This is a genomic window from Actinomycetospora chiangmaiensis DSM 45062 (genome assembly GCF_000379625.1).
Classification (GTDB): Bacteria; Actinomycetota; Actinomycetes; order Mycobacteriales; family Pseudonocardiaceae; genus Actinomycetospora; species Actinomycetospora chiangmaiensis.
Genome location: NZ_KB903229.1, coordinates 118,297 through 140,408, shown reverse-complemented (window position 1 = coordinate 140,408; position 22,112 = coordinate 118,297). Strand labels below are relative to the sequence as shown.

At 74.0% G+C, this 22,112-nt stretch carries 22 protein-coding genes; 15 read left to right on the top strand and 7 right to left on the bottom strand.

The genetic code is table 11. The features are described 5' to 3' along the window. Nucleotides 1-6: 6 nt before the first annotated feature. The gene (locus A3CO_RS0114065; protein ID WP_018332886.1) at nt 7-1,335 is read left to right on the top strand and encodes a magnesium transporter MgtE N-terminal domain-containing protein; all 1,329 of its coding nucleotides are present in this window, start codon (nt 7-9) and stop codon (nt 1,333-1,335) included. Beyond that, the gene (locus A3CO_RS0114060; RefSeq protein WP_018332885.1) at nt 1,332-1,970 is read left to right on the top strand and encodes an NAD(P)-dependent oxidoreductase; all 639 of its coding nucleotides are present in this window, start codon (nt 1,332-1,334) and stop codon (nt 1,968-1,970) included. The genes A3CO_RS0114065 and A3CO_RS0114060 overlap by 4 nt, the downstream gene beginning before the upstream one ends. A gap of 66 nt (nt 1,971-2,036) precedes the next feature. Here the strand turns inward: A3CO_RS0114060 and A3CO_RS0114055 are convergent, their stop codons facing one another. The 3 genes from A3CO_RS0114055 to A3CO_RS0114045 are packed head-to-tail and all read right to left on the bottom strand — an operon-like array spanning nt 2,037 to nt 4,792. Further along, nucleotides 2,037-3,434, bottom strand: coding sequence for a dihydrolipoyl dehydrogenase family protein (locus A3CO_RS0114055; protein ID WP_018332884.1), 1,398 nt, complete (start codon nt 3,432-3,434; stop codon nt 2,037-2,039). Then, nucleotides 3,427-4,173, bottom strand: a complete 747-nt coding sequence (locus tag A3CO_RS0114050; RefSeq protein ID WP_018332883.1) for an FAD-binding oxidoreductase — start codon at nt 4,171-4,173, stop codon at nt 3,427-3,429. The genes A3CO_RS0114055 and A3CO_RS0114050 overlap by 8 nt, the downstream gene beginning before the upstream one ends. Next, nucleotides 4,163-4,792 carry a sulfite oxidase-like oxidoreductase gene (locus A3CO_RS0114045; RefSeq protein WP_018332882.1) on the bottom strand — a complete coding sequence of 210 codons (630 nt, stop codon included), beginning with the start codon at nt 4,790-4,792 and terminating at the stop codon, nt 4,163-4,165. The genes A3CO_RS0114050 and A3CO_RS0114045 overlap by 11 nt, the downstream gene beginning before the upstream one ends. A gap of 38 nt (nt 4,793-4,830) precedes the next feature. Between A3CO_RS0114045 and A3CO_RS0114040 the strand changes: the two genes are divergently transcribed. The 6 genes from A3CO_RS0114040 (at nt 4,831) to A3CO_RS0114015 (ending at nt 9,393) form a co-directional block, all read left to right on the top strand. Beyond that, on the top strand, nt 4,831-5,937 hold the full coding sequence (locus A3CO_RS0114040; RefSeq protein WP_018332881.1) for a hypothetical protein: 1,107 nt from the start codon (nt 4,831-4,833) through the stop codon (nt 5,935-5,937). A 41-nt stretch (nt 5,938-5,978) separates the two neighbouring features. Continuing rightward, nucleotides 5,979-6,449 (top strand): DUF5709 domain-containing protein, encoded by a 471-nt coding sequence (locus A3CO_RS32165; protein ID WP_018332880.1) that lies wholly within the window; start codon nt 5,979-5,981, stop codon nt 6,447-6,449. A gap of 39 nt (nt 6,450-6,488) precedes the next feature. Continuing rightward, the gene (locus A3CO_RS0114030) at nt 6,489-7,106 is read left to right on the top strand and encodes a TetR/AcrR family transcriptional regulator (RefSeq protein WP_018332879.1); all 618 of its coding nucleotides are present in this window, start codon (nt 6,489-6,491) and stop codon (nt 7,104-7,106) included. Beyond that, nucleotides 7,103-8,512, top strand: a complete 1,410-nt coding sequence (locus A3CO_RS0114025) for a cytochrome P450 (RefSeq protein WP_018332878.1) — start codon at nt 7,103-7,105, stop codon at nt 8,510-8,512. Before A3CO_RS0114030 ends, A3CO_RS0114025 begins: the two co-directional genes overlap by 4 nt. 11 nt (nt 8,513-8,523) lie before the next feature. After that, nucleotides 8,524-9,003, top strand: coding sequence for a nucleoside deaminase (locus A3CO_RS0114020; protein ID WP_018332877.1), 480 nt, complete (start codon nt 8,524-8,526; stop codon nt 9,001-9,003). A 150-nt stretch (nt 9,004-9,153) separates the two neighbouring features. Then, nucleotides 9,154-9,393 carry a hypothetical protein gene (locus tag A3CO_RS0114015; RefSeq protein WP_018332876.1) on the top strand — a complete coding sequence of 80 codons (240 nt, stop codon included), beginning with the start codon at nt 9,154-9,156 and terminating at the stop codon, nt 9,391-9,393. 57 nt (nt 9,394-9,450) lie between these two features. On the opposite strand, the gene A3CO_RS0114010 is transcribed toward A3CO_RS0114015, so the two are convergent. Together A3CO_RS0114010 and A3CO_RS0114005 are read right to left on the bottom strand one after the other, a co-directional pair. After that, nucleotides 9,451-9,990, bottom strand: a complete 540-nt coding sequence (locus tag A3CO_RS0114010) for a YbhB/YbcL family Raf kinase inhibitor-like protein (RefSeq protein WP_018332875.1) — start codon at nt 9,988-9,990, stop codon at nt 9,451-9,453. 57 nt (nt 9,991-10,047) lie between these two features. Then, nucleotides 10,048-10,716, bottom strand: coding sequence for a metal-dependent transcriptional regulator (locus A3CO_RS0114005; protein WP_018332874.1), 669 nt, complete (start codon nt 10,714-10,716; stop codon nt 10,048-10,050). 218 nt (nt 10,717-10,934) lie between these two features. Between A3CO_RS0114005 and A3CO_RS39515 the strand changes: the two genes are divergently transcribed. Then, a complete protein-coding gene (locus A3CO_RS39515) occupies nt 10,935-11,564 on the top strand; it encodes a hypothetical protein (RefSeq protein ID WP_245561504.1) in 630 nt (209 codons plus the stop codon). Between the two features lie 224 nt (nt 11,565-11,788). Here A3CO_RS39515 and A3CO_RS0113995 read toward each other — a convergent pair whose 3' ends face one another. After that, a complete protein-coding gene (locus A3CO_RS0113995; protein WP_018332872.1) occupies nt 11,789-12,016 on the bottom strand; it encodes an FmdB family zinc ribbon protein in 228 nt (75 codons plus the stop codon). A gap of 241 nt (nt 12,017-12,257) precedes the next feature. Between A3CO_RS0113995 and A3CO_RS32155 the strand changes: the two genes are divergently transcribed. The 3 genes from A3CO_RS32155 to A3CO_RS0113980 are packed head-to-tail and all read left to right on the top strand — an operon-like array spanning nt 12,258 to nt 15,486. Next, on the top strand, nt 12,258-13,688 hold the full coding sequence (locus tag A3CO_RS32155; protein ID WP_018332871.1) for a DEAD/DEAH box helicase: 1,431 nt from the start codon (nt 12,258-12,260) through the stop codon (nt 13,686-13,688). A 53-nt stretch (nt 13,689-13,741) separates the two neighbouring features. Continuing rightward, complete coding sequence (locus A3CO_RS0113985) at nt 13,742-14,395, top strand: DUF2461 domain-containing protein (protein ID WP_018332870.1); 654 nt, start codon at nt 13,742-13,744, stop codon at nt 14,393-14,395. A 29-nt stretch (nt 14,396-14,424) separates the two neighbouring features. Then, nucleotides 14,425-15,486: a YihY/virulence factor BrkB family protein gene (locus tag A3CO_RS0113980; RefSeq protein WP_245561503.1), complete on the top strand. Its 1,062-nt coding sequence runs from the start codon at nt 14,425-14,427 to the stop codon at nt 15,484-15,486. Here A3CO_RS0113980 and A3CO_RS0113975 read toward each other — a convergent pair. Then, nucleotides 15,470-16,234, bottom strand: coding sequence for an SDR family NAD(P)-dependent oxidoreductase (locus tag A3CO_RS0113975; RefSeq protein ID WP_026204604.1), 765 nt, complete (start codon nt 16,232-16,234; stop codon nt 15,470-15,472). The two genes, A3CO_RS0113980 and A3CO_RS0113975, sit on opposite strands and share 17 nt — an antisense overlap. A 128-nt stretch (nt 16,235-16,362) precedes the next feature. Between A3CO_RS0113975 and A3CO_RS0113965 the strand changes: the two genes are divergently transcribed. From A3CO_RS0113965 to A3CO_RS0113955, 3 genes are all read left to right on the top strand, one after another. Further along, a complete protein-coding gene (locus tag A3CO_RS0113965) occupies nt 16,363-17,580 on the top strand; it encodes a PucR family transcriptional regulator (protein ID WP_018332867.1) in 1,218 nt (405 codons plus the stop codon). A 96-nt stretch (nt 17,581-17,676) separates the two neighbouring features. Next, the gene (locus A3CO_RS0113960; protein WP_018332866.1) at nt 17,677-18,510 is read left to right on the top strand and encodes an alpha/beta fold hydrolase; all 834 of its coding nucleotides are present in this window, start codon (nt 17,677-17,679) and stop codon (nt 18,508-18,510) included. 129 nt (nt 18,511-18,639) lie between these two features. Further along, on the top strand, nt 18,640-22,101 hold the full coding sequence (locus A3CO_RS0113955; RefSeq protein ID WP_018332865.1) for an indolepyruvate ferredoxin oxidoreductase family protein: 3,462 nt from the start codon (nt 18,640-18,642) through the stop codon (nt 22,099-22,101). Nucleotides 22,102-22,112 lie beyond the last annotated feature (11 nt).

Genomic DNA, 22,112 nt, shown 5'->3' with positions numbered 1-22,112 from the left:
AGCACCATGTCCCAGCCGGTCCGGAACCGATCCCTGCACGACCTCCTCGGGCGCCCGGTTCGGGGCACCCACGACCAGCACCTCGGTCGCGTCGCCGACGTGATCGTCCGGCTCAGCGGACACGACCACCCGGCCGTGACCGGGCTCGTCGCCGACGTCGGCGGCCACCGGCTGTTCCTGCCCGCCGAGGAGGTCGTCGACTGGAGCGCCACCGATCTCGCCCTGCGCGGGGATCGGCTCGACCTGCGGCCCTTCGCCCGCCGCGACGGCGAGGTGCTGCTGCGCCAGGACATCCTCGGGCACCGCCTCATCGACATCCCCGCCGCGGCGCTCGTCACCGCCTGGGATCTGGAGCTCGCCGTCACGCCGGCGGCCGCCACCCTCGTCGGGGTCGACGTCCGCCCCCGCGCCTGGTGGCGGCGTGCGTTGGGAAGGCTGCTCCCCGGTCCCGTCCCGGTCACCGACGACGACGGCGCCCGCTGCCGCGACTGGGTCGCGTTCGAGGCCCTCATCGGGCACGCGCCCTCGGTCCTCGCCCGGACCCCGCTCGACCGGCTCCGCGACCTCAAGGCACCCCAGCTCGCCGACCTCCTCGAGGAGGCGTCCCGGTCCGAGCAGGCCGAGCTGCTCGACCGCGTCCACGCGGACCCGGAGCTCGAGGCCGACGTCTTCGAGGAGCTCGAGGAGGACGACCAGTCCCGGCTGTTCCGCGACCGCACCGACGACGACGTGGCCTCGGTCCTCGCGCGGATGAACGCCGACGACGCCACGGACGCCCTGATGGACCTGTCCCAGGAGCGCCGACGGCGGGTGCTCGACCTCCTGCCGGCCCCGCGACGCGCGAAGGTCGTCGCCCTCCTGGGGTACAACCCGACGTCGGCGGGCGGCCTGATGATCCCCGACCACCTCGCCGTGCCGGGGTCGACGTCGGTCGCGGAGGCCCTCGACCGGGTTCGGACGTCGGCGGTGCAGCCGGGGGTGCTCACGACCGTGCTCGCCCTCGACGCCCACGACCGGCTGTGCGGCAGCGTCCCGCTCGTGCGCCTCATCCAGGCGGACCCGGCGGCGCGGATGGCCGACGTCGCGGAGGCCGACCCGGTGCGGGTACGCGCGGACGCGGACGTCGTCGAGGTCGCGGTGCTCATGAGCGACTACGACCTGCTGACGCTGCCCGTGGTCGACGGCGACGGGCGGGTCCTCGGCGTGGTCACCGTCGACGACGCCCTCGAGGCGGCGGTCCCGGACGACTGGCGGCGCCGCGAGCTGCCGACGCCCGGTGTGCTGCCCGACACGGAACGGTTGGACACGACCTCCGTGAGCCATCCCTCCCCATGAAGGTCACCGTGTTCGGGGCGACCGGCGGCGTCGGCCGGTTCGTCGTCAGCCACCTCCTCGCCGACGGGCACGAGGTCACCGCCCTCGTCCGCTCCCCCGGGAAGCTCGGGGAACTGCAGTACGCGGTGGAGGTGATCGAGGCCCAGCTCTCGGACACCGACGCCGTGGCCCGGGCCGTCGACGGCGCCGACGCGGTGATCACCGCCTACGGCCCGCCGATCGACCCGTTCCTGTCCGACACGCCGCTGACCGACGGCACCCGGAACGTCGTCAAGGCGATGCAGGCCGCGGACGTGCGGCGACTGGTCTCGCTGGTCACCGTGAGCGTGCCCGACCCGCGGGACCGGCCGCGCCTGCTCGACCGGCTCGTGCCGATCGGGATCGGCATCCTCATCCCCGGCGCGCTCGCCGAGGTGCAGGGCATCCACGAGGTCGTCACCACGTCCGACCTCGACTGGACCGTCGCCCGCATGTTCGCGCCGATCGACGTGCCGGGCGGCAACCCGATCCGGTCGGGCTTCCTCGGCGTCGACCCGATCGGCGTGGAGATGGCGCGCGCCGACGTCGCCCGCTTCCTGGTCGACCAAGTCACCAGCACCGCGTACCTGCACGCGTCGCCGGCGATCAGCAACTAGAGGTGCGCGCCGCGCAGGTGAGCACTAAGAGGGCCTATAACCCCATTGAGTGCTCACCTGACGGGGTCACATCCCGTACGTCTCCAGCAGGCGCAGCCAGACCTCGGACATCGTCGGGAACGACGGGACCGCGTGCCACAGGCGGGCGAGCGGCACCTCCCCGACGATCGCGATGGTCGCCCCGTGCACCATGTCGGCGACGTCCTGCCCGACGAAGGTCGCGCCGACGATCACCTCGCGGTCGGTGTCGACCACGATCGTCGCGAACCCGTCGTAGCCGTCGGCCTGCAAGGACCCGCCGGCGGTGTTCCCGATCTCGTAGCTCACGGCGCGGACGGGCAGCCCGGCCCGTTCCGCGCTCTCCGACGTGTGCCCGACCGCCGCGAGCTGCGGGTCGGTGAAGATGACCTGCGGGACGGCGGTCTGCTCGGCCGTCGTCGAGGTCTTCGTGTACCGGCCGCCCACCTCGGCGCCCTTCGAGCGGGCCACGAGCACGTCGGCGCAGCTGCGGGCCTGGTACTTGCCCATGTGCGTGAGCTTCGCGCCGGTCGAGGCGTCCCCGACGGCGTACAGCCAGTCGCCCTGCACCGTCGTCGTGTCGTCGGCGTCGAGCGGCTTGCCGGGCTCCAGGCCCACCGTGTCCAGCCCGAGGTCCGACGTCGCGGGCTTCCGACCCGCCGCGACGAGCAGTTCCGCCCCGCGCAGCTCGGACCCGTCGTCGAGCGAGGCCACGACCTCACTGCCGTCGCGCTTCACGGCCGTCATCGAGACGCCGAGCCGCACGTCCACGCCGTCACGCTCCAGCGAGGCCTGCAGCCGCCGGGACGCCTCGGGCTCGACGGAGGGGACCAGCCGCTCGCCGTGCTGCACGAGCGTCACGCGGCTGCCCAGCCGCTGGTAGGCGGTCGCCATCTCCACCCCGACCACCCCACCGCCGAGGATCAGCAGTGAGTCCGGCACGCGCGAAGCCTGCGTGACCTCGCGGTTGGTCCACGCGTCGACCTCATCGATCCCGTCGATCGGCGGGTACGTGGGCACCGAGCCGGTCGCGACGACGACGTAGCGGGCGGCGACGTCCGTCGTCGTCCCGTCCCCGTGGTCCACCGCGACCGCCCGCTCACCGGTGATCCGGCCGCGGCCGCGCAGCAGCGTGATGCCGGCGCCGTCGAGCCAGTCGGCCTGGCCGGAGTCGTCCGGGTTCGCGAACTGGTCGCGCCGCGCGAAGACCTTCGCCGGGTCCACCGGGCCCACGTCGAGACCGGGCATGCGCGCCACCGCGGCCCGCAGGTCGACCGGGCGCAGCAGCGCCTTCGACGGGATGCACGCGTAGTACGAGCACTCGCCCCCGACCAGGCCCGCCTCGACGATCGCGGCGCTCAGCCCCTGCTGGTGCGCGCGGTCGGCGACGTTCTCCCCCACCGGGCCCGCGCCGATCACCACGACGTCCACCTCGAGGTCAGCCATCCCCGTCACCTTCTCCCGTCGGTCCGAACCGCTCGATCCGGATGCTGGACTCCGGCTGCCCGGCGGACAGGAGGTGCGACTCCATCGCCAGGGTGAATCGTGCCGAGCCGCACACGAACGCGGTGGCGCCCGGGTCGGCGACCGCGGCGATCACCGCCGCATCGAGCCGGGAGCCGCCCTTCTGCCGGGAGTACGCGATGAGGGCGCCGGACGCCTCCAGCTCCTCGCGATAGGGCAGGTGCTCGGCGGTCCACGCCGAGACCGCCAGGTGCAGCAGCTCGGGGTGCCCGACGTCGCGGGCGTGCCGCAGCATCGACACCAGCGGCGCCACCCCGCTGCCACCACCGATCCCGAGGGCGGGCGACCGGCCGTCCCAGGCGAACCAGCGCCCGATCGGACCGCGGCACTCGAGCACGTCCCCGGGCTCGACGACCTCGGCGAGGAAGCCGGACACCTCCCCGTCGGGAACCTTCTCCACGTACAGCTCGACGAGGTCGTCGGAGGGCGCCGAGACCGCCGAGTACGAGCGGCTCGCCGTGTAACCGTCCTCGGCGCGCAGCCGCAGGACGTAGTGCTGGCCGGGGCGGTGGACGACGCGGTCGGGCACGTCGAGGCGCAGGATCACGCCGAGCTCGCCGTGGTGGTCGACGGAGACGACCTTCGCGTCGCGCCAGGTGGCCGCGAGCTTCCGGTCCTCCTCGGGGCGGGCGGAGCGACGGGGGGTCGGATCAGTCGCCATCGAAGCGCTGCTCCTGCCACGGGTCGCCGCGGTGGTGGTAGCCGTTGATCTCCCAGAAGCCGGGCTCGTCGTGGTCGAGCAGCGTGATCTTCGAGATCCACTTCGCGGACTTCCAGAAGTACAGGTGCGGCACGAGCATCCGCACCGGCCCGCCGTGCTCGCGCGTCAGGGGCCTGCCCTCGTGCTCCCACACGACCCAGGCCTTCCCGCCGGTGACGTCGTCGAGCGGGAGGTTGGTGCGGTACCGCGTCGTCGACTCCTCGACGACGAACCGCGCCCCGGGCAGCGGCTGCGCCACCTCGAGCAGGGTGTCCAGGCTGATCCCGGTGAACGACGTGTCGAGCTTCGACCAGGTCGTCACGCAGTGGATGTCGCCGCGGTAGGTGTCCGTCCCGTCGTTCTTCCGGGCCGCGAGGGCCTTGAGCTCCTTCAGCGACCACGACGTCGGGTTCGCGACGAGCCCGTCGATCGTCAGCGTCCACCGCTCGGCGTCGACCCGGCCGGTGGGCTCCGCGGTGAGCACCGGCCAGGACTTCCCGACGTCGTACTGGCCCGGTGGCAGCCGCGGGTCGCGCTCCGCCTGCCTGCGCCGCCCGCTGAAACCGCGCGTGATCGCCATGTCGGCTCCTCTCGACCGAGGGACCCATCGTGCCCCGTGTGGAGCAGAACCACGACGATCGGCACCATCATCCGGTGCACGCGGTGCTGCTGGTCATTCTCGGGGCGCTCGGCGCGGTGATCGTGGTCGCGACGGTCCTGTCCGCCGCGCAGACGCTCGCGGTGCCCCGGGCGACCCCCCTGCTCATCACCCGCTGGGTCTTCGTCGCCGCGGGCTCGGTGCTGCGCGGGACCCGGCGGATCGTGCCGCGGCGCCGCGGCGAACAGCTCCTCGCGCTGTACGCCCCGATGAGCCTGCTGACGTTGCCGCTGGTGTGGCTCGCCCTGGTGCTCGTCGGGTTCGGGCTCCTCTTCACGGCCGTGGGCGAGAACCCCGCCGACGCCTTCCTGGAGAGCGGCTCCTCGCTGCTGACCCTGGGCTTCCGGGAACCGTCGGGGGTCGGGCCCGCGGCGCTGGCGTTCCTCGAGGCGTTCCTCGGCCTCGGCCTCGTGGCCCTGCTGGTCTCGTACCTGCCGTCGATCTACGCGTCCTACTCCCGGCGCGAGCTCATGGTGACGGGCCTCGAGAGCCTCGCCGGGACCCCACCGTCGGCGGTCGACCTGCTCGTGCGGCTCGCCCGCATCCACGGGTTCGAGAGCCTCGGACCCTTCTGGGACCAGTGGTCCCACTGGTTCGCCGACGTCGAGGAGACGCACTGCTCGACGCCCTCGCTGGTCTACTTCCGATCGCCCCAGCCGGAGCGCTCGTGGGTGACCGCCGCCGGTGCGGTGATGGACGCCGCCGCGCTCGTGTCCTCGACCCTGGACCTCGGTCGGCGCCCCGCGGCCGAGCTGTGCCTCCGGTCGGGCTACCTGACCCTGCGACGGGTCGGGGACTTCTTCGCGATCCCGCACGATCCCGACCCGTCCCCCACCGATCCGATCTCCGTGACCCGCGCCGAGTTCGACGCGGCCAGGGCGGAGCTCGCGGCGGCAGGTGCGCCGCTGCGACCCGACGTCGAGCAGGCGTGGCGGGACTTCGCCGGCTGGCGGGTGAACTACGACGGCGTGCTGCTGCGCTTCGCCGGGCTCGTCGAGGCGCCGACCGCGCCCTGGTCGGGCGACCGCGCCCTGCCCTTCCGTAGTTCGCCGTGGGTGCGGCGGTAGACAGTGACGCGACACCCCGACCACACGAGGGAGACCTGACCATGACCGGCACCGAGCTGCCCGAGAGCCCTGACGAACTCCCCGCCGACGACCGCGACTCCGTCGACGACACCTCCTTCGAGCAGCTCGACGAGGCCGACCTGCTCGACGGCCACGCCCCGGAGCGCGACCCGGAGGACCCGCTCGACGCCGGGTGGATCCCGAACGAGCGCACGCGCGGCGTCGACGCGTGGGGCGTCACGCAGCGCGAGGAGGAGGACGGGGAGCCGCTCGACGACCGGCTGCGCCGCGAGATCGCCGAGGACCCCGACGACCTCGGCGCCGACGGCCTCGGCGACTCCCGGGACACGGCGGGCGAGCTCTACGACGACGAGGTCGGCGACGCCCGGTCCGGCCGGCTGGTGCTGCGCGACGAGGGCGACGAGGGCTACGCCGACGACGTGGGCGTCGACGGCGCGGGCGCGACCGCCGAGGAGGCCGCGATGCACGTGATCGGTCAGGAGGAGGGCTGAGCCTTCCTTTCTGACAGGGCGCCCTGTCAAGATGGCCGCATGCCCACCCGCACCTTCCAGGGCGCGAGCGCCACGGAGCGCGTGGCCGAGCGTCGCGCGCGGCTGCTCGACGCCGCCCTGGACGTGGTGGGCGAGCGCGGGGTCGCCGACTTCACGATGACCGCGGTCTGCCGGGCGGCCGGGCTGACCGAGCGCTACTTCTACGAGTCGTTCGCCCGGCGGGACGACCTGCTCGCGGCGCTGTTCGAGGCCACGTCGGACACCGCGCTGCGCCTGGCCGAGCAGGCCGCCGCGGCCGTGCCGGCGGCCGACCTCGAGGCCCGGGCGCGCGCCGCGGTCCGCGCCACCGTCACGCTGCTCGCCCACGACCCGCGGTCGGCCCGGCTCTACCGGGAGGCGGTCGGGCACCCCGTCCTCGCCGCCCGCCGGCAGGACACGGTGGCCGCGTTCGCCGCCTTCCTCGCCCGCCTGATCGTCGCGGCGCGGCCGCACCTGTCGTCCGCCGACCTCGACGTCACGACGGTGCTGCTCACCGCCGGCATCGTCGACGCCGTCGGTTTCTGGCTCGACGGCCGGCTCGCCGTCGACGCCGACCACCTCGTCACGCGCTGCGCCCGCCTCGTGGTCGCCGCCGCCGACTTCCCGGAGGACCGATGACGGCACCGCTGACGCACCGCATCCAGACCGGCCTGGCCACAGCACTGAGCCGGGTGCCGTCGGCCGCGGCCCCGCTCGCCGTGCCGCCGCCCGGCAGCGGCCTGGAGCCGGTTCCCGGCGACTACGGCACGCCCGTCGTCGGGCGGTCGCTGGAGTTCGCCGCGGACATGCTGGGGTTCGGTCGGCAGCGCTACGAGCAGTACGGGCCGGTGTCGTGGACCGGGGCGTTCGGCCGGCGCATGGTGTCGGTGCTGGGCCCGGACGCGCTGGGCCAGGTGCTCGTCAACAAGGACAAGTTCTTCGGCAACGCCGACGGCTGGGGCTTCTTCATCGGCCCGTTCTTCCGGCGCGGCGTGATGCTGCTCGACTTCGAGGAGCACCGCACCCACCGGCGCATCCTGCAGGAGGCGTTCACCCGCGACCGGCTCGCCGAGTACCTCGAGGTGATGAACCCGCGCATCCGGCGCAGCCTCGACGACTGGACCACCGGCGACGGCATCCGCATCTACGACCGCATCAAGCAGATGACCCTCGACATCGGGACCGAGGTGTTCGTCGGCGACGAGCTCGGACCGCGGGCCGACCGCGTCAACCGGGCCTTCGTCGACACCGTGCACGCGGGCGTCGCGGTGATCCGCGCACCGGTCCCGGGCGGCTCGTGGAAGCGCGGGCTCGACGGCCGGAAGCTGCTCGAGGCCTACTTCGCCGCCCAGATCCCCGCCAAGCGGGCCGGCGACGGCCGGGACATGTTCAGCGTGCTCTGCCATGCGCGCAGCGACGAGGGCGAGACGTTCTCCGACGACGACATCGTCAACCACATGATCTTCCTGCTCATGGCGGCGCACGACACGTCGACGATCACGCTGTCGATGATGAGCTACCTGCTCGCGAAGAACCCCGAGTGGCAGGAGAAGCTGCGCGAGGAGTCGTTCGCGCTGGACTCCGACGACCTGACGGGCGCCGAGCTCGACTCGCTGGTCTCCCTCGACCTCGCGATGCGCGAGACGCTGCGGATGTACGCCCCGGTCGGTCAGCTCGCCCGGATCACGGTCCGCGACGCCGAGCTCCAGGGCTTCCACATCCCCGCCGGCACGCTGATGTCGCTCGGCATCCACGCCTCGCAGCGCCTGGAACCCTGGTGGAGCCGACCCGACGAGTTCGACCCCGACCGGTTCGCCCCCGAGCGCGCCGAGGACAAGTCGCACCGCTTCGCCTGGATGCCCTTCGGCGGCGGCGTCCACAAGTGCATCGGCCTGCACTTCGGCGGCATGGAGGTCAAGGCGATCATGCACGCGATGCTGCGGCGCTTCCGCTGGTCGGTCCCCGACGGCTACGTCATGCCGATCGGCCTCACGACGGGTCCGACGCCGGCCGACCACCTGCCGCTGCGCCTGGAGCGGCTGTAGCTTCCCCGGGCGTGCGCGACGCCGACCTGGTCCACCTCCGCCGCTGTGTCGAGCTGGCCCGCGAGGCTCTGGAGGCCGGCGACGAGCCGTTCGGGTCGGTGCTCGTCGGCCCCGACGGAACGGCCCTGGCCGAGGACAGGAACCGGGTGAACACCGGGTCGGACGCGACGCTGCACCCGGAGTTCGCGCTCGCCCGGTGGGCCGCGGCGTCGTTGCCGCCCGCCGACCGGCCGGGCGCCACCGTCTACACCTCGGGCGAGCACTGCCCGATGTGCTCGGCGGCGCACGCCTGGGTCGGGCTCGGCCGGATCGTGTACGCGAGCTCCTCGGAGCAGCTGACGGGCTGGCTCGCGGAGTTCGGCGCCGCGCCCGGCCCGGTGGCGGCGCTGCCGGTGGCCGCCGTGGCGCCGGGCGTCGTCGTCGAGGGTCCGGCTCCCGGACTGGACGCGGAGGTCCGCGAGCTGCACCGCCGGCTCCACGCCGGGGGGTGACCGCCGTCGCCTGTCACACAGACCACTCCCCCGTGTGCGGCGGGTGACCGACAGGCATCCTCGCGTGGTCGCCCCAGTGCTGCGGCCGGACACGCGTACCAGCACGGGATCAGGTGGTGAGGGACGATGCCGACGACTTCGGTGCCCTGGATGGGCAATCGCGTCGTGATGTGGGAGATCGAGGACACCGAGCTGACCGCCCTCGAGTGGCGGCGCCCCTACAACGGGGTCACCCGCGGCTTCCGGGTGCTCGGCGCCGAGGAGCTCGCGGTGGTCTGCCAGGCCGTCGAGGAGGCCACCGCGGAGATTCGTCCCGCGCCGCGTCTCGAGGACGTCGCTGGTCGGCCGCTGGACCTCGAGGCGTTCCTCGAGGAACTGCTCGAGAGGTGACGTCCGTCCCGTGAGTACTCATCCGTGCCTGGACACGGATGAGTACTCACGGGTTCGCTAGGACACCTCGTAGGTCGGCGTGATCGTGGCGCGGCCGATGGTGTGGAAGAACAGGTTGAAGCCCAGGAACGCGGGGCTCCCGTCCTCACCCACCCCGAGGTCCTCCACGTCGACGGCGTGGACCACGAAGAAGTAGCGGTGCGGCCCGTGGCCCTCGGGCGGGGCGGCGCCGATGAAGCGGTGCGCCCCGGCGTCGTTCGCCAGCGTGACCGCACCCTCGGGCAGCAGGCCCTTGTCCGGGTTGCCGGCGTCGGTCGGCAGCGAGGTCGTCGTGACCGGGATGTTCGTGACCGCCCAGTGCCAGAACCCGCTGGCCGTCGGGGCGTCCGGGTCGTAGCAGGTCACCGCGAAGCTCTTGGTGCCCTCGGGGAACCCGGACCACTCGAGCTGCGGCGACACGTCCTCGCCGCCGGCACCCATGATGCCGCTGACCAGGGAGTTCGGCACCGGCTGACCGTCGGTGACGTCGGTGGAGGTCACCTCGAAGGTGGCCACCTCGGGCAGGAAGCTGTACGGGTCCGGCGGCTGCGGCGCCACGGGTCCTCCTCGGTCGATCGTGGACGATTCCGTGGCTTCTCTTCCCACCCGCGGGCCTCAGTGCACCTCCACCCACATCGCGGCCGCCAGTTCCGGGCCGAGCAGGTGCTCGTCGGCGTCGCTGCCGCGGGACACGATGAACGAGCCGCCGAAGGGGTGCCGGCCGCGCATGAACACCTCGGTGCCGAGCCCGAACCCCCGCTCCTTCAGGTGACGCAGGACGGCGGGGTCCTCCTCGTCGACCCGGACGAGGCGCCCGGTCGACCCGGTCTCGAGCAGCGACAGCAGGCAGGCCTCCTGCTCGACCGTCCGGCCCTCGACGTCCGGGATGGGGTCACCGTGCGGGTCGACCCGCGGGTGACCGAGCTTGCCGTCGATGCGGGCGAGGAAGGTGTCGGAGACGTAGTGCTCCAGGACCTCCGCCTCGTCCTGCACCTCGTCCCAGCCGTAGCCGAGCTCCTGCACGAGGAACGTCTCGATCAACCGGTGCCGGCGCAGCATCGACAGAGCGTGACGACGCCCCGCCTCGGTGAGCGTGATCCCGGCGTACGGACGGTGCTCGACGAGGCCCAGGTCGGCGAGCTTGCGGGCCATGCCCGACACCGACGACGCCGACAGCCCCAGACGCAGCGCGAGCCGCGACGTGGTCGCCGTGCCCTCGGACTCGACGAGCTTGTAGACGGCCTTGACGTAGTCGTCGACCGCCGCCGAGTGCCCGCCGTCCATGACCGCCACAGTATCGCCGCGGCTGCACCCGGACCGGCCACTTCATGACGGGCACTGTTCGCTACACGGGGTAGCCACAGGAAGCCCAGCCGTCACGAACCACACCATCAGGTGTGGCGTGTCGACATTCCTTGTGGCCCGAATCGACGCAGCGTTTTCTCCTCCTCGCTCGATCGCGACAGCGGCCGGGCCGGGCTTCGAAGTGATCGGGGGACACGATGAGGACGAGGACGCGGGCCGTTCTGGCGGCGATGGTGGCGGGTGCGGCGCTGTGGAGCGCACCGGTGGCGATGGCCGACCAGGTCATCCCGCCGGCGGGCACGACGACCCACGGCATCCCGGTGGTGTCCGACCTGCTGAGCGCACTCGGGCTGACCGATCCGACGCCGACGCCGCCGTCGGGCTCGGCGGGCGTGAGCGGGTCGGCGTCCGTCGGCGGGGGGATCACCACCCCCGGCCTGCCGTCGCTCCCGGGCCTGCCGTCGCTGCCGGGCCTGCCGACGGTGCCGGGCCTGCCGACGCTGCCCGGCCTGCCGACGGTGCCGAAGCCGACGCTGCCCGGCCTGCCGACGGTGCCGAAGCCGACGCTGCCCGGCCTGCCCTCGCTGCCCAAGCCGACGGTGCCGGGCCTGCCGTCGGCGCCGAGCCTGCCGTCGGTGCCGAGCCTGCCGTCGGCCCCGTCTCTGCCGTCGGTGCCGAGCCTGCCGTCGGTGCCGAGCCTGCCGTCGACCCCGGGTCTGCCCGCCGTGCCGGGCCTCCCCGCGATTCCGACGGTGCCCCCGGTCTCCGGCTCCGGCGGCATCAGTGCGGGATCGGTCGGCGCCGGCGGTGGGGTCTCCGCGGGCTGACCGGTCGTCCGGGGGCTCCGCCGCGCATCGGACCGGTCGGAGCCCCCGGACCACCTCGACCTGCCGCGGACCGGCCGCGGTGCCATCGGGTCCCCGTGCCGTTCCAGCGGCGCCGGGCACCCCGGTCGTGGGAGGACACGATCGACCGGGTCATGACGACTCGGTCGACCACTCGGACTTCCCGCCGCCGAGCCAGCGGGCAGCCGGTCAACCGCGGCAGCCGGTCAGCCGCAGCAGCCGCCCCCGCAGCACCCTCCACCGCCGCCGCCGCTCGGCGCCATGGCGGGCCGCTGCGCGGTGCGCGCCTTCCCGCCGAGCGCCACGGTGGAGAGCAGCTTGACGGTGTCGCGGTGCCCGCCCGGGCAGTCCGCGGGGTCGCCCGCCTGCTGCATCGGCCGGTTGACCTCGAAGGTCGACCCGCACTCCCGGCACCGGAACTCGTACACGGCCATCGCGCGAGCGTAGGCCGCGCGACCCGTCGTCAGGAAGCATCGGGAGGACGCCACCGGTGGTCCCGTCGTCCGGACCCCCGTCGGGGGGGGCTGCCGAGGACGAGGATCACGTTCGGAAGCACCCCGGACGATCTCCATGAGACACTGGATCCGAGCGCGACACCCCCTGATGTGTGACGCGCACGCCGCCTGGCCCTCGCGACGCGCGAGCACCGCCCGGGCGGACCCACCCCGACGCTAGGTGCTCCTCATCTCTGACATCACCACGTTCACCGGCCTGGGCATCTCGCCCTCGATCGCCGAGCTCCTCGCCCCCCGCGGCATCACCGAGCCCACCCCGATCCAGGCCGCCGCGATCCCCGACGCCCTGGCCGGACGCGACGTCCTCGGCCGCGGGCGCACCGGATCGGGCAAGACCCTCGCCTTCGGACTCCCCGTGCTGGCGAAGCTCGCCCGCTGCGACGCCCCGACGCGGCCCAACCGGCCGCGTGCCCTGATCCTGCTGCCGACCCGCGAGCTCGCGAGCCAGGTCCGCGACGCACTCGCCCCGCTCTCCGAGGCGCTCGGGCTCGAGCAGACCGTCGTCTACGGCGGGGTCGGGCAGCGGCCGCAGGAGAACGCGCTGCGCCGCGGCGTCGACCTCCTCATCGCCTGCCCCGGCCGCCTCGAGGACCTCATCGGCCAGGGCATCCTCGACCTCGACCGCGTCGAGGTCACGGTGCTCGACGAGGCCGACCACATGTCCGACCTCGGGTTCCTCCCGGCCGTCCGCCGCCTGCTGCGCCGTACCCCGACGACCTCGCAGCGGCTGCTGTTCTCGGCCACGCTCGACGGCGAGGTCGACAAGGTCGTCAGGGAGTTCCTGCGGTCCCCGGTCACGCACAGCGTCGACCGCGCCGCGGAGCCCGTGCCGGACATGACCCACCACGTGTTCACGGTGCAGGCGGCCGATCGCGCGCAGATCGTGCAGGAGCTCGCCGGCGGTCTCGGCCGCACGATGCTGTTCACGCGCACCAAGCACGCCGCCCGCAAGCTCTCCCGCAAGCTCGCCGCGTCCGGCATCCCGGCCGCCGAGCTGCACGGGAACCTCGCGCAGAACGCCCGTGACCGGAACCTCGGCTGGTTCCGCGACGGCGAGGTCCGGGTCCTCGTGGCCACCGACATCGCCGCCCGCGGCATCCACGTCGACGACGTCGCCCTCGTGGTGCACGTCGACCCGCCCGCCGAGCACAAGGCCTACCTGCACCGCTCCGGGCGCACCGCGCGCGCCGGCTCGGCCGGGGACGTCGTGACGCTCGCAGCCCCCGACCAGCGCTCGGACGTCGCGAAGCTGACCCGCCAGGCCGGCATCAAGCCGCGCACCGCCCAGGTCACGCCCGGGTCGCGCGAGATCCGTGACCTCGTGGGCGAGCCCGCGCCGCCCGCGGAGATGCCGGCGGTCGAGTCGGCCCCGCAGGAGTCCCGCCCGTCGTCGGGCTCGTCGTCCCGCTCCGGCCGGCCGCGCCGCCGGGGCGGCCGCGGTGGCGCCCCGCAGGCCACCGGCCAGAACGCCGGCGGGCAGGCCGCGGCCGGCGGTCGTCGTCGTGGCACCCGCGGAGGCAACGGCCGCAGCGGTCAGGCGTCGGCGACCTCGTCGTCGGCCTCGGCCGGCGCCGGGCGCCGCAGCCGCTGAGGTCAGTCGTCGAGTCAGCCGCCGGGTCGCCCGCCGTACTAGCGTCGTCGACCGTGTTCACGGGGTTCGGCGACGCGGCGGTCGACTTCTACGAGGGCCTCGAGGCCGACAACTCGAAGGCCTACTGGCAGGACAACAAACACCTGTACGACGACCACGTGCGGGCGCCGATGCAGGCCCTGCTCCTGGCCCTCGAGCCCGAGTTCGGCGAGGGCCGCATCTTCCGGCCGTACCGGGACGTGCGGTTCTCCAAGGAGAAGATCCCGTACAAGACGCAGTGCGGGGCCACCGCCGGAGCGCACTACGTGCAGCTCTCGGCGGACGGCATCATGGTGGCCGCTGGCTACTACGCCATGGTCCCGGGGCAGGTCGCGCGGTACCGGGCCGCGGTCGACGACGAGCGGCACGGCCCGGAACTCGAACGGATCGTCGCCGCGCTGCACGACGACGGGTTCGCCCTCGGCGGGGAGCGCCTGAGGACCCGGCCGCGGGGCACCGACCCGGACCACCCGCGGATCGACCTGCTGCGGCACAAGGCGCTCTACGCGTCCACGTCCTGGGAGCCCTCCGACGAGCTGCACACCCCGGAGCTCGCCGACCGGGTCGCCGCGGCATGGCGGCGGATGGACCCCCTGGCGCAGTGGCTGGACGCGCACGTCGGGGTCACCCTCGACGACGCGGCGGAGAGTTCCCGACGACGACGGTGACCCGGACCGCCGGTCGGGTACCAGCAGGAATGAACCCAGCCAGGATGCTCGCCGCGGGACTGGTCGCCCGCAGCGTCGCCCAGGGCGTGCGCCACCCGCACCCGTCGACCGACCGTCCGGTGCCCCCGCGGAACACCTCCGGCCCGCCCGGCGGGAACGCGGAGAAGCCGACGGAGATCCCGCCGCGCGGCTGGTGGCAGATCCTGCAGCGTGCGTTCGCCGAGAGCGGCAAGGACAACGTCAGCATGCTGGCGGGTGGCGTCGCGTTCTTCGGGTTCCTCGCGATCTTCCCGGCACTGATCGCCCTGGTGTCGCTCTACGGGCTGGTCGCCGACCCTGCGCAGGCGGCGCAGACCCTGGAGAGCGTGACGTCGGCCCTCCCGGACAGCGCTCGGCCGCTCGTCGCCGACCAGCTGCAGTCGGTGGTCACCGCGAACCCCGGCGGCCTGACGACGGGTCTGATCATCGCGACCCTCGCGGCCCTGTTCAGCGCCTCGAGCGGGACCCAGAACCTCATGGCGGCGATCAACATCGCCTACGACGAGACCGAATCCCGTGGCGCGGTCAAGCTGCGGGTGATCGCCCTGCTGCTGACCCTCGGTGCCGTGGTCTTCGTGATCGTCGCGATCGCCCTCGTGGCCGTCGCGCCGATCGTGCTCGACTCGCTCGGGCCGGTGGGACAGTTCGTCGGACAGGTCGTGCGCTGGGTGCTGCTCGTGCTGTTCATGCTGGTCGCGCTGGCCGTGCTGTACCGCGTGGCGCCCGACCGCGACGCCCCGCGCTTCCGGTGGGTCACCCCAGGGTCGATCTTCGCGACCGTCGTCTGGGTCATCGCCAGCGTGCTGTTCAGCGTCTACGTCAACAACTTCGGCAGCTACAACAAGACCTACGGCGCGCTCGCCGGTGTCATCGTCCTCATGCTCTGGCTGTACCTGACCAGCTACATCGTGCTGCTCGGCGCCGAGGTCAACTCGGAGTCGGAGTACCAGACCGCCGCCGACACCACGACGGGCCCGTCGAAGCCGATGGGTCAGCGCGGCGCGGTGAAGGCGGACGACGCGCTGACGCCGGGGCTCAGCAACGCGCGGTGAGCCCGCCGTCCACGGGCAGGCACACCCCGTTGACGTACGCGGCGTCGTCGGAGGCGAGGAAGACGGCGGCGTTCGCGACGTCCCACGGTGTCCCGCACCGGCCGGTCGGGCTGCGGCGGGCCCGGGCGGCGGCCTCGTCGGCGAGCTGGTCGCCGACGAGCGGGGTGTCGATGAGGCCGGGCAGCACGGCGTTGGCCCGGATGCCCTGCGCGGCGTAGGTGAGCGCGACCGAGACGGTCAGCTGGTCGACGGCGGCCTTCGCCGCCATGTAGCCCGGGTAGTCGTAGCCGGGGTGGCGGATGGCGGCCACCGAGGACACGTTGACCACCGCGCCGCCGCCCGCGGCGACCATCCGCGGCACGGCGTGCTTGCAGGTGAGGAACACGCCGCTGACGTTGACCGCGAGCGCGGCGTCCCACGCGCTCCGGCTGAGGTCGGCGAGGCCGCTCGGCGTCGCGACCCCGACGTTGTTGTGCAGGATCGACACGCTCCCGAGCGCGGCGGCCGCGTCGAGGGCGGCGACGACGTCGTCCTCCACGGTGACGTCGGCGCGCACGTCGAGCGCCCGGCCGCCCTGCTCGCCGACGAGGCGCGCGGTCAACGCGGCCTGCTCGGCGTCCCGGTCCACCGCGACGACGGCGGCGCCGGCCGCGGCGTACGCCAGGGCCGCCGCCCTGCCGTTGCTCAGGGCCGCGCCGCTGGAGCCCGCTCCGAACACCACGGCCACCCGGCCCCGCAGATCGGGCATCGTCGACCTCCCCTCGTCGATCCGGACGGTGCCCTTCCCGCACCCGGCGGACGACCGACCACTGACGTGACCGTGCTCCGCGCCCTCCTCGTTCTGTAGGAACATCCCTGCGGGCGAGGAGGTGGGAGATGACGGCGCACGTGGGAGCGGTGGACGAGGTGCAGCGCCTCGTCGACGAGCTCGCCGACGAGCTGGGGCGCTCGATCGTCGTCAACGACCCGGGGATGCACCTCCTCCACGTCACGCGCCACTTCGCCGACGAGGACCCGGTGCGCGTCCGTGCGGTGCTGCAGCGCGACCCCGGCGCCGCCGTCGCGGCCTACGTGCTCGGGCTCGGCGTCGCGCGCTGGACGGAGCCCGGCGTCGTCCCGCCCGACGACGGGCTCGGGTTGCGACGCCGGGTGTGCGTCCCGATCCGTCAGGGGGCGCGGCTCCTCGGGCTGCTGCTGGTCATCGACGCCGACGACACCCTCACCCCCGACGAGCTCGGGCGGCTGCGCGCGGTCGCCGAGATCATCGGGACCTGCCTGGCCGAACGCGAGCTCGAGGCGGCCCGCACGTCCGCCGCCGTGGAACGACACGCCGCCGCCCTGCTCGACGGCCGGCCGGAGGAGCGCGCGGAGGCGCACCGCGCGCTCGTCGCCGGCGGGCTGCCCGACGCACCGCACGCGGTGGTCACCGTCGTCGAGGCGCGGGCCGCGGTGCGCGCGGGGGAACTCACCCGCGCGCTGCGCAGCGCCGCCACCGCGCACCTGCGCCGTGGTCTCCGTCCCGGCCTCTCCGTGGTGGCCGCCGGCCGGGTCCGACTCGTGGAGGTCGGGCCGCGGCCCGACGACCGCGAGGCCGTCGCGGCCGTCGCCCGGCGGCTCGTGGCGGCGGTGCGGTCCGCGGTCGGCCCCACGAACGAGGTCCGGGCCGGCGTCGGCGGGGACGTCCCGGGCCTCCTCGCCGCCGAGCGGTCGGCCGCCGAGGCCGCCCTCGCCGTCCGCGGGGCGTGGTCGCTCGCCCGGCACGGCGGGACGGCCCGCATCGAGGACGTGGCCGACCACGCGGTGCTGCTCCGGCTCCCCGACAGCGCGCTCGGGCCCGACCTCGTCCCCGAGGGCCTGCGCCGGCTCGTCGAGCACGAGTCCGGCCCGCGACTGCGGACGACCTTGGAGGTCTTCCTCGACCTCGCGGGCTCCGTGCCGCGTACCGCGGAGCGGCTCCACCTGCACCGGACCTCGCTGTACTACCGGCTGCGACAGATCGCGGAGATCACCGGCGCCGATCTCGACGACGGGTCGGCCCGGCTCGTGCTGCACCAGGGCCTGCGGGCCCTCGAACTGCTCGAGCAGCGGAGCTGAACCCGGCGGGACTCGACAGAACGAGGACGGCGACGGGGGCGACCTCCGACATCGGTCGGTCGTGGTGCAGGTCACGTCGGGAGCACCCTCGTCGCCATGCCGACCTTCACCACCGACGACGGCGTCGCCCTCACCTACCGGGACAGCGGCGGCACGGGCGTCCCCCTGGTCATGCTCCACGGCTGGGGCCAGACCCAGGCGATGTTCCGCCACCAGCTCGACGGTCTCGACCGCCGGGTCGTCACCATCGATCTCCGCGGTCACGGCGAGTCCGACAAGCCGCACCACGGGTACCGGATCGCCCGCCTCGCCCAGGACCTCCACGAGTTCCTCGACCACCTCGGGGTCGACGAGGTCGACCTGCTCGGCTGGTCGATGGGGGTGTCGGTCTGCTGGAGCTACCTCGACCAGCGCGGGTCCGGCCGGGTCCGCCGCTTCGTGGCCGTCGACCAGCCGGCCGCCGTCGCCGCCGTGCCCTGGATGAGTCGGACCGAGCAGACCCAGTGCGGAGCGATCTTCGACGTCGCCGGGCTCGTCGCGCTCGGCGGGGAGCTCGCCGGGGAGAAGGGCGAGGCGGCGCTCGAGGACTTCGTGCGCAGCATGTTCTCCGGCGAGCCGGAGCCCGACGTGTGGGAGTTCGTCCGGCAGGAGATCCGCGCGACACCCGCGTACGCCGGGGTCCCGCTGCTCTTCGACCACTGCGCGCAGGACTGGCGCGACGTGCTCCCGCGGGTCGACGTCCCCACGCTGGTCCTCGGCTGCGACGGCAGCCACGTCGCCCCGTCCTCGCAGGAGTACATCGCCGACCAGATCCCGGACGCCCGGCTGCACGTGTTCTCCGCCGACGAGGCCCGCTCGCACTTCCCGTTCCTCGAGAACCCGGAGCGGTTCAACGCCGTCGTGGAGGAGTTCCTCGGCGCAACGAACTGACGCGCCGAGCGGCGCGGCCCCCGGTTCTTTGCGTCCTTCCCGACGGCGGGTCGGCGAAGGTTGCGCCACGGGGTCCGGTCGGCTGCCATGTGGTCTCCACCACCACGTCGACGCGCGCCAGGAGTGGCCATGGGCTCCCCCGACACGACCGTCTCCCTCGACGACCGCTACACCGCCACCGGCGGGCGGGCGTTGATGACCGGCATCCAGGCCCTGGTCCGGCTGCTGCTCGACCAGCGGCGGCTGGACACGGCCCGCGGGTTCGACACGGGGGTGTTCGTGTCCGGCTACCAGGGCTCGCCGCTGGGCGGGTTCGACGCCGAGATCGTCCGGGCCCGCCGTCACCTCGACCCGCTGGGCGTGGTCTTCACCCCGGGCGTCAACGAGGAGCTCGCCGCGACCGCGGTGGCCGGCACCCAGCTGCTCGACCGCGTCCCCGGGCGACGGCACGAGGGCGTGATCGGCTTCTGGTACGGCAAGAACCCGGGGCTGGACCGGGCGGCCGACGCGATCCGCCACGGGCAGCTCGTGGGCACCGCCACCCGGGGCGGCGCGGTCGCGATCATCGGCGACGACCCGGCGAGCAAGTCCTCGACGGTGCCGAGCTCGTGCGAGCCGATGGCCGCAAGCCTGTCGCTGCCGCTGCTCGCGCCCGGTTCGGTCGCCGAGGTGGTCGAGCTCGGGCTGCACGCCGTCGCGCTGTCGCGCGCGAGCGGGCTGTGGACCGGGCTCAAGGTCATCGCGGACGTCGCCGACGCCTCTGCGACCGTCGACCTCGGCGCCCTCGCGCCCGATGTGCTCGGCATCCCGCACCCGCCGTCGGGAATGCGTCCGGCGCCGTCGGCGCTGGTCGGACCGACCGCGCTCGACGCCGAGTTCGACATCCTCACCCGGCGCCTCGACCTCGCGAAGGCCTACGCGCGGGAGACCGGGCTCAACCGCGTCGCGTTCACCGCGCAGCGAGCGCGGCTCGGGATCGTCGCGTCGGGGACGAGCTACGCGACGGTGCTGCGCGCGCTCGACGACCTCGGGCTGGGCGAGCCGGAGCTGGACGCGCTCGGCGTGCGGCTGGTCCGGCTCGCGATGCCGTTCCCGGTCGACCACGAGGCGCTCGCGGCGATGACGTCCGACCTCGACGAGGTGCTGGTCGTCGAGGACAAGGTCCCGTTCCTCGAGGGCCACGTCCGGCAGGCGCTGTACGGCACCGTGCCCGCCCCGCGCGTGGTCGGCCGGTTCGACGACCGGAACCGGCCGCTGCTCTCCGCCCGTGCCCAGCTCGCCGCCGAGGACGTCGCGACCGCGATCGCCGCCCGGCTCAGCGCCGTCGGCGCGGAGCTGCCGGCCACCGCCCGCGCGCACCTCGACGCCCTGCGTCCGCCTCGGCCGTCCCGCATCCCGCTGACCACCGCCGACACCCCGTCGCGCACGCCGTACTTCTGCTCCGGCTGCCCGCACAACACCTCGACCCGCACCGACGACGACACCCTGGTCGGCGTCGGGATCGGCTGCCACGCGATGGTGGCGCTCGACCCCGCGCACCGCGGCCACCAGGTCGGCATGACGCAGATGGGCGGCGAGGGCGCGCAGTGGATCGGGCTCGCCCCGTTCACCGACGACCGCCACCTCGTGCAGAACCTCGGCGACGGCACCTTCCACCACTCCGGCTCGCTCGCCATTCGCGCGGCCGTCGCCGCCGGGGTGTCGATGACCTACAAGCTGCTCTACAACGACGCCGTCGCGATGACCGGCGGGCAACGCGCCGAGGGCCGCCTCGACGTCCCCGCCATCACCCGCGAGCTCGCGATCGAGGGCGTGCGCCGCATCGTCGTCACCACCGACGAGCCGGGGACGTACCGCCGCGGCGACCTCGACCCGATCGCGACCGTGCGCCACCGCGACGAGTTCGCCGCCGTCGAGAAGGAGCTGGCCGCGGTCGAGGGCGTCACCGTGCTGATCCACGACGACCGGTGCGCCACCGAGGAGCGGCGCCTGCGCAAGCGCGGGGAGCTACCGGCCGCGACCGAGCGGGTCGTGATCAACGAGCGGGTGTGCGAGGGCTGCGGGGACTGCGGCGACGTGTCCACGTGCCTGTCGGTGCTGCCGGTGGAGACCGAGTTCGGCCGCAAGACCCGCATCCACCAGGCGTCGTGCAACTCCGACTACTCCTGCCTGAAGGGCGACTGCCCGTCGTTCCTGCTCGTCGAGCCCGGCACCCGCGCGCCGCGCGCCGTCCCCGAGCTGCCGGTCCGGCTCGTCGAGCCCGTCGAACGGGTGCTCGACGACGAGGTGCTGCTGCGGATGCCGGGCATCGGCGGCACGGGCGTCGTCACCGTCTCGCAGATCCTGCAGATGGCCGCCCACCTCGACGGGTCGTTCGCCGCCGGACTGGAGCAGGTCGGGCTCGCGCAGAAGGGCGGGCCGGTCGTCTCCGACGTCCGCATCGCGAAGCACCCGGTCGCCGGTGCGCTGCGCGCGTCCCGGGGCAGCGCGGACGTGATCGTCGGGTTCGACCTGCTCGGGGCGGCCGACGCCGCCACGCTCGGGGTCGCGCGGCCGGGGCACACCGTCGCCGTCGTCAACACCTCGCTCACGCCGACGGCGGCCATGGTCACCGGGCGGGTCGTGCTCCCCGGCTCCCCCGACGACGCCCTGGACAAGCTCGCCGCGGTCACCGCCGAGGTGCACCACGTCGACGCGCAGCGCCTGGCCGAGGCGTTGTTCGGCGACCACCTGCCCACCAACGTGCTGCTGCTCGGGGCCGCGTGGCAGCACGGTGTGGTCCCGGTGTCGGCGGAGGCGATCGAGGCGGCGATCCGGCTCAACGGCGCGGCCGTGGACACCTCGCTCGCGGCGTTCCGGTGGGGCCGGGCCGCCGCGATCGACCACGCGGCGGTCCTCGCGGCCGCGATCCCGGCCGCACCCGCCGTCGTGACGGTGGACCCCGCGGCCGCCGCCCTGGCCGCGTCCGTCGAGGGCCTCGAGGACGTGCTCGCGACGCGGATCGCCGACCTCACCGGCTACCAGGACGCGGCCTACGCCGCGCGCTACGCCGAGGAGGTCCGGCGGGTCACCGCGCTCGCGGCGGAGGCGGTGGGTCCCGACGACGGGTCGCGCGTCGGCGCCGCCTACGCCCGCGGCCTGCACCGACTGATGGCCTACAAGGACGAGTACGAGGTCGCGCGGCTGCACCTGGACCCTGTCGAGGTCGCCCGCCGCGAGGCCGAGTACGGCGTGGACGCCGACGTCTCGGTGATGCTGCACCCGCCGCTGCTGCGCGCCCTCGGGATGCAGCGCAAGATCCGGCTGCGCGGTCGGAGCGCCGAGGTCGCGTTCCGCGGGCTGCGCGCCGCCCGGCGGCTGCGCCACACCCCGCTCGACGTCTTCGGACTGGCGCACGTGCGCGCGGTGGAGCGGGCCCTCGTCGGGGAGTACCAGCAGGCGGTGCGCGCGGGCGTGGAGCGGCTGCCCGGCCTCCCGGTCGAGCGGGTGCTGGAGATCGCGGGGCTGGCCGAGGACGTCCGCGGGTACGAGGAGGTCAAGCTGCGCAACGTCGAGCGCTTCCGTGCGCGGCGGGACGAGCTGCTGGGCTGATCGGGAGGCAA

What these genes read in the sequence shown, in the direction of transcription:
- A3CO_RS0113980 (WP_245561503.1), top strand. Translation starts at nt 14,425, where the DNA reads ATGAACCCAGCCAGGATGCTCGCCGCGGGACTGGTCGCCCGCAGCGTC.
- A3CO_RS0114045 (WP_018332882.1), bottom strand. Translation starts at nt 4,792, where the DNA reads ATGGCGATCACGCGCGGTTTCAGCGGGCGGCGCAGGCAGGCGGAGCGC.
- A3CO_RS0113995 (WP_018332872.1), bottom strand. Translation starts at nt 12,016, where the DNA reads ATGGCCGTGTACGAGTTCCGGTGCCGGGAGTGCGGGTCGACCTTCGAG.
- A3CO_RS0114055 (WP_018332884.1), bottom strand. Translation starts at nt 3,434, where the DNA reads ATGGCTGACCTCGAGGTGGACGTCGTGGTGATCGGCGCGGGCCCGGTG.
- A3CO_RS0114015 (WP_018332876.1), top strand. Translation starts at nt 9,154, where the DNA reads ATGGGCAATCGCGTCGTGATGTGGGAGATCGAGGACACCGAGCTGACC.
- A3CO_RS0113955 (WP_018332865.1), top strand. Translation starts at nt 18,640, where the DNA reads ATGGGCTCCCCCGACACGACCGTCTCCCTCGACGACCGCTACACCGCC.
- A3CO_RS0114005 (WP_018332874.1), bottom strand. Translation starts at nt 10,716, where the DNA reads ATGGACGGCGGGCACTCGGCGGCGGTCGACGACTACGTCAAGGCCGTC.
- A3CO_RS0113975 (WP_026204604.1), bottom strand. Translation starts at nt 16,234, where the DNA reads ATGCCCGATCTGCGGGGCCGGGTGGCCGTGGTGTTCGGAGCGGGCTCC.
- A3CO_RS32165 (WP_018332880.1), top strand. Translation starts at nt 5,979, where the DNA reads ATGACCGGCACCGAGCTGCCCGAGAGCCCTGACGAACTCCCCGCCGAC.
- A3CO_RS0114065 (WP_018332886.1), top strand. Translation starts at nt 7, where the DNA reads ATGTCCCAGCCGGTCCGGAACCGATCCCTGCACGACCTCCTCGGGCGC.
- A3CO_RS0113965 (WP_018332867.1), top strand. Translation starts at nt 16,363, where the DNA reads ATGACGGCGCACGTGGGAGCGGTGGACGAGGTGCAGCGCCTCGTCGAC.
- A3CO_RS0114025 (WP_018332878.1), top strand. Translation starts at nt 7,103, where the DNA reads ATGACGGCACCGCTGACGCACCGCATCCAGACCGGCCTGGCCACAGCA.
- A3CO_RS0114050 (WP_018332883.1), bottom strand. Translation starts at nt 4,173, where the DNA reads ATGGCGACTGATCCGACCCCCCGTCGCTCCGCCCGCCCCGAGGAGGAC.
- A3CO_RS0114060 (WP_018332885.1), top strand. Translation starts at nt 1,332, where the DNA reads ATGAAGGTCACCGTGTTCGGGGCGACCGGCGGCGTCGGCCGGTTCGTC.
- A3CO_RS0114030 (WP_018332879.1), top strand. Translation starts at nt 6,489, where the DNA reads ATGCCCACCCGCACCTTCCAGGGCGCGAGCGCCACGGAGCGCGTGGCC.
- A3CO_RS39515 (WP_245561504.1), top strand. Translation starts at nt 10,935, where the DNA reads ATGAGGACGAGGACGCGGGCCGTTCTGGCGGCGATGGTGGCGGGTGCG.
- A3CO_RS0113960 (WP_018332866.1), top strand. Translation starts at nt 17,677, where the DNA reads ATGCCGACCTTCACCACCGACGACGGCGTCGCCCTCACCTACCGGGAC.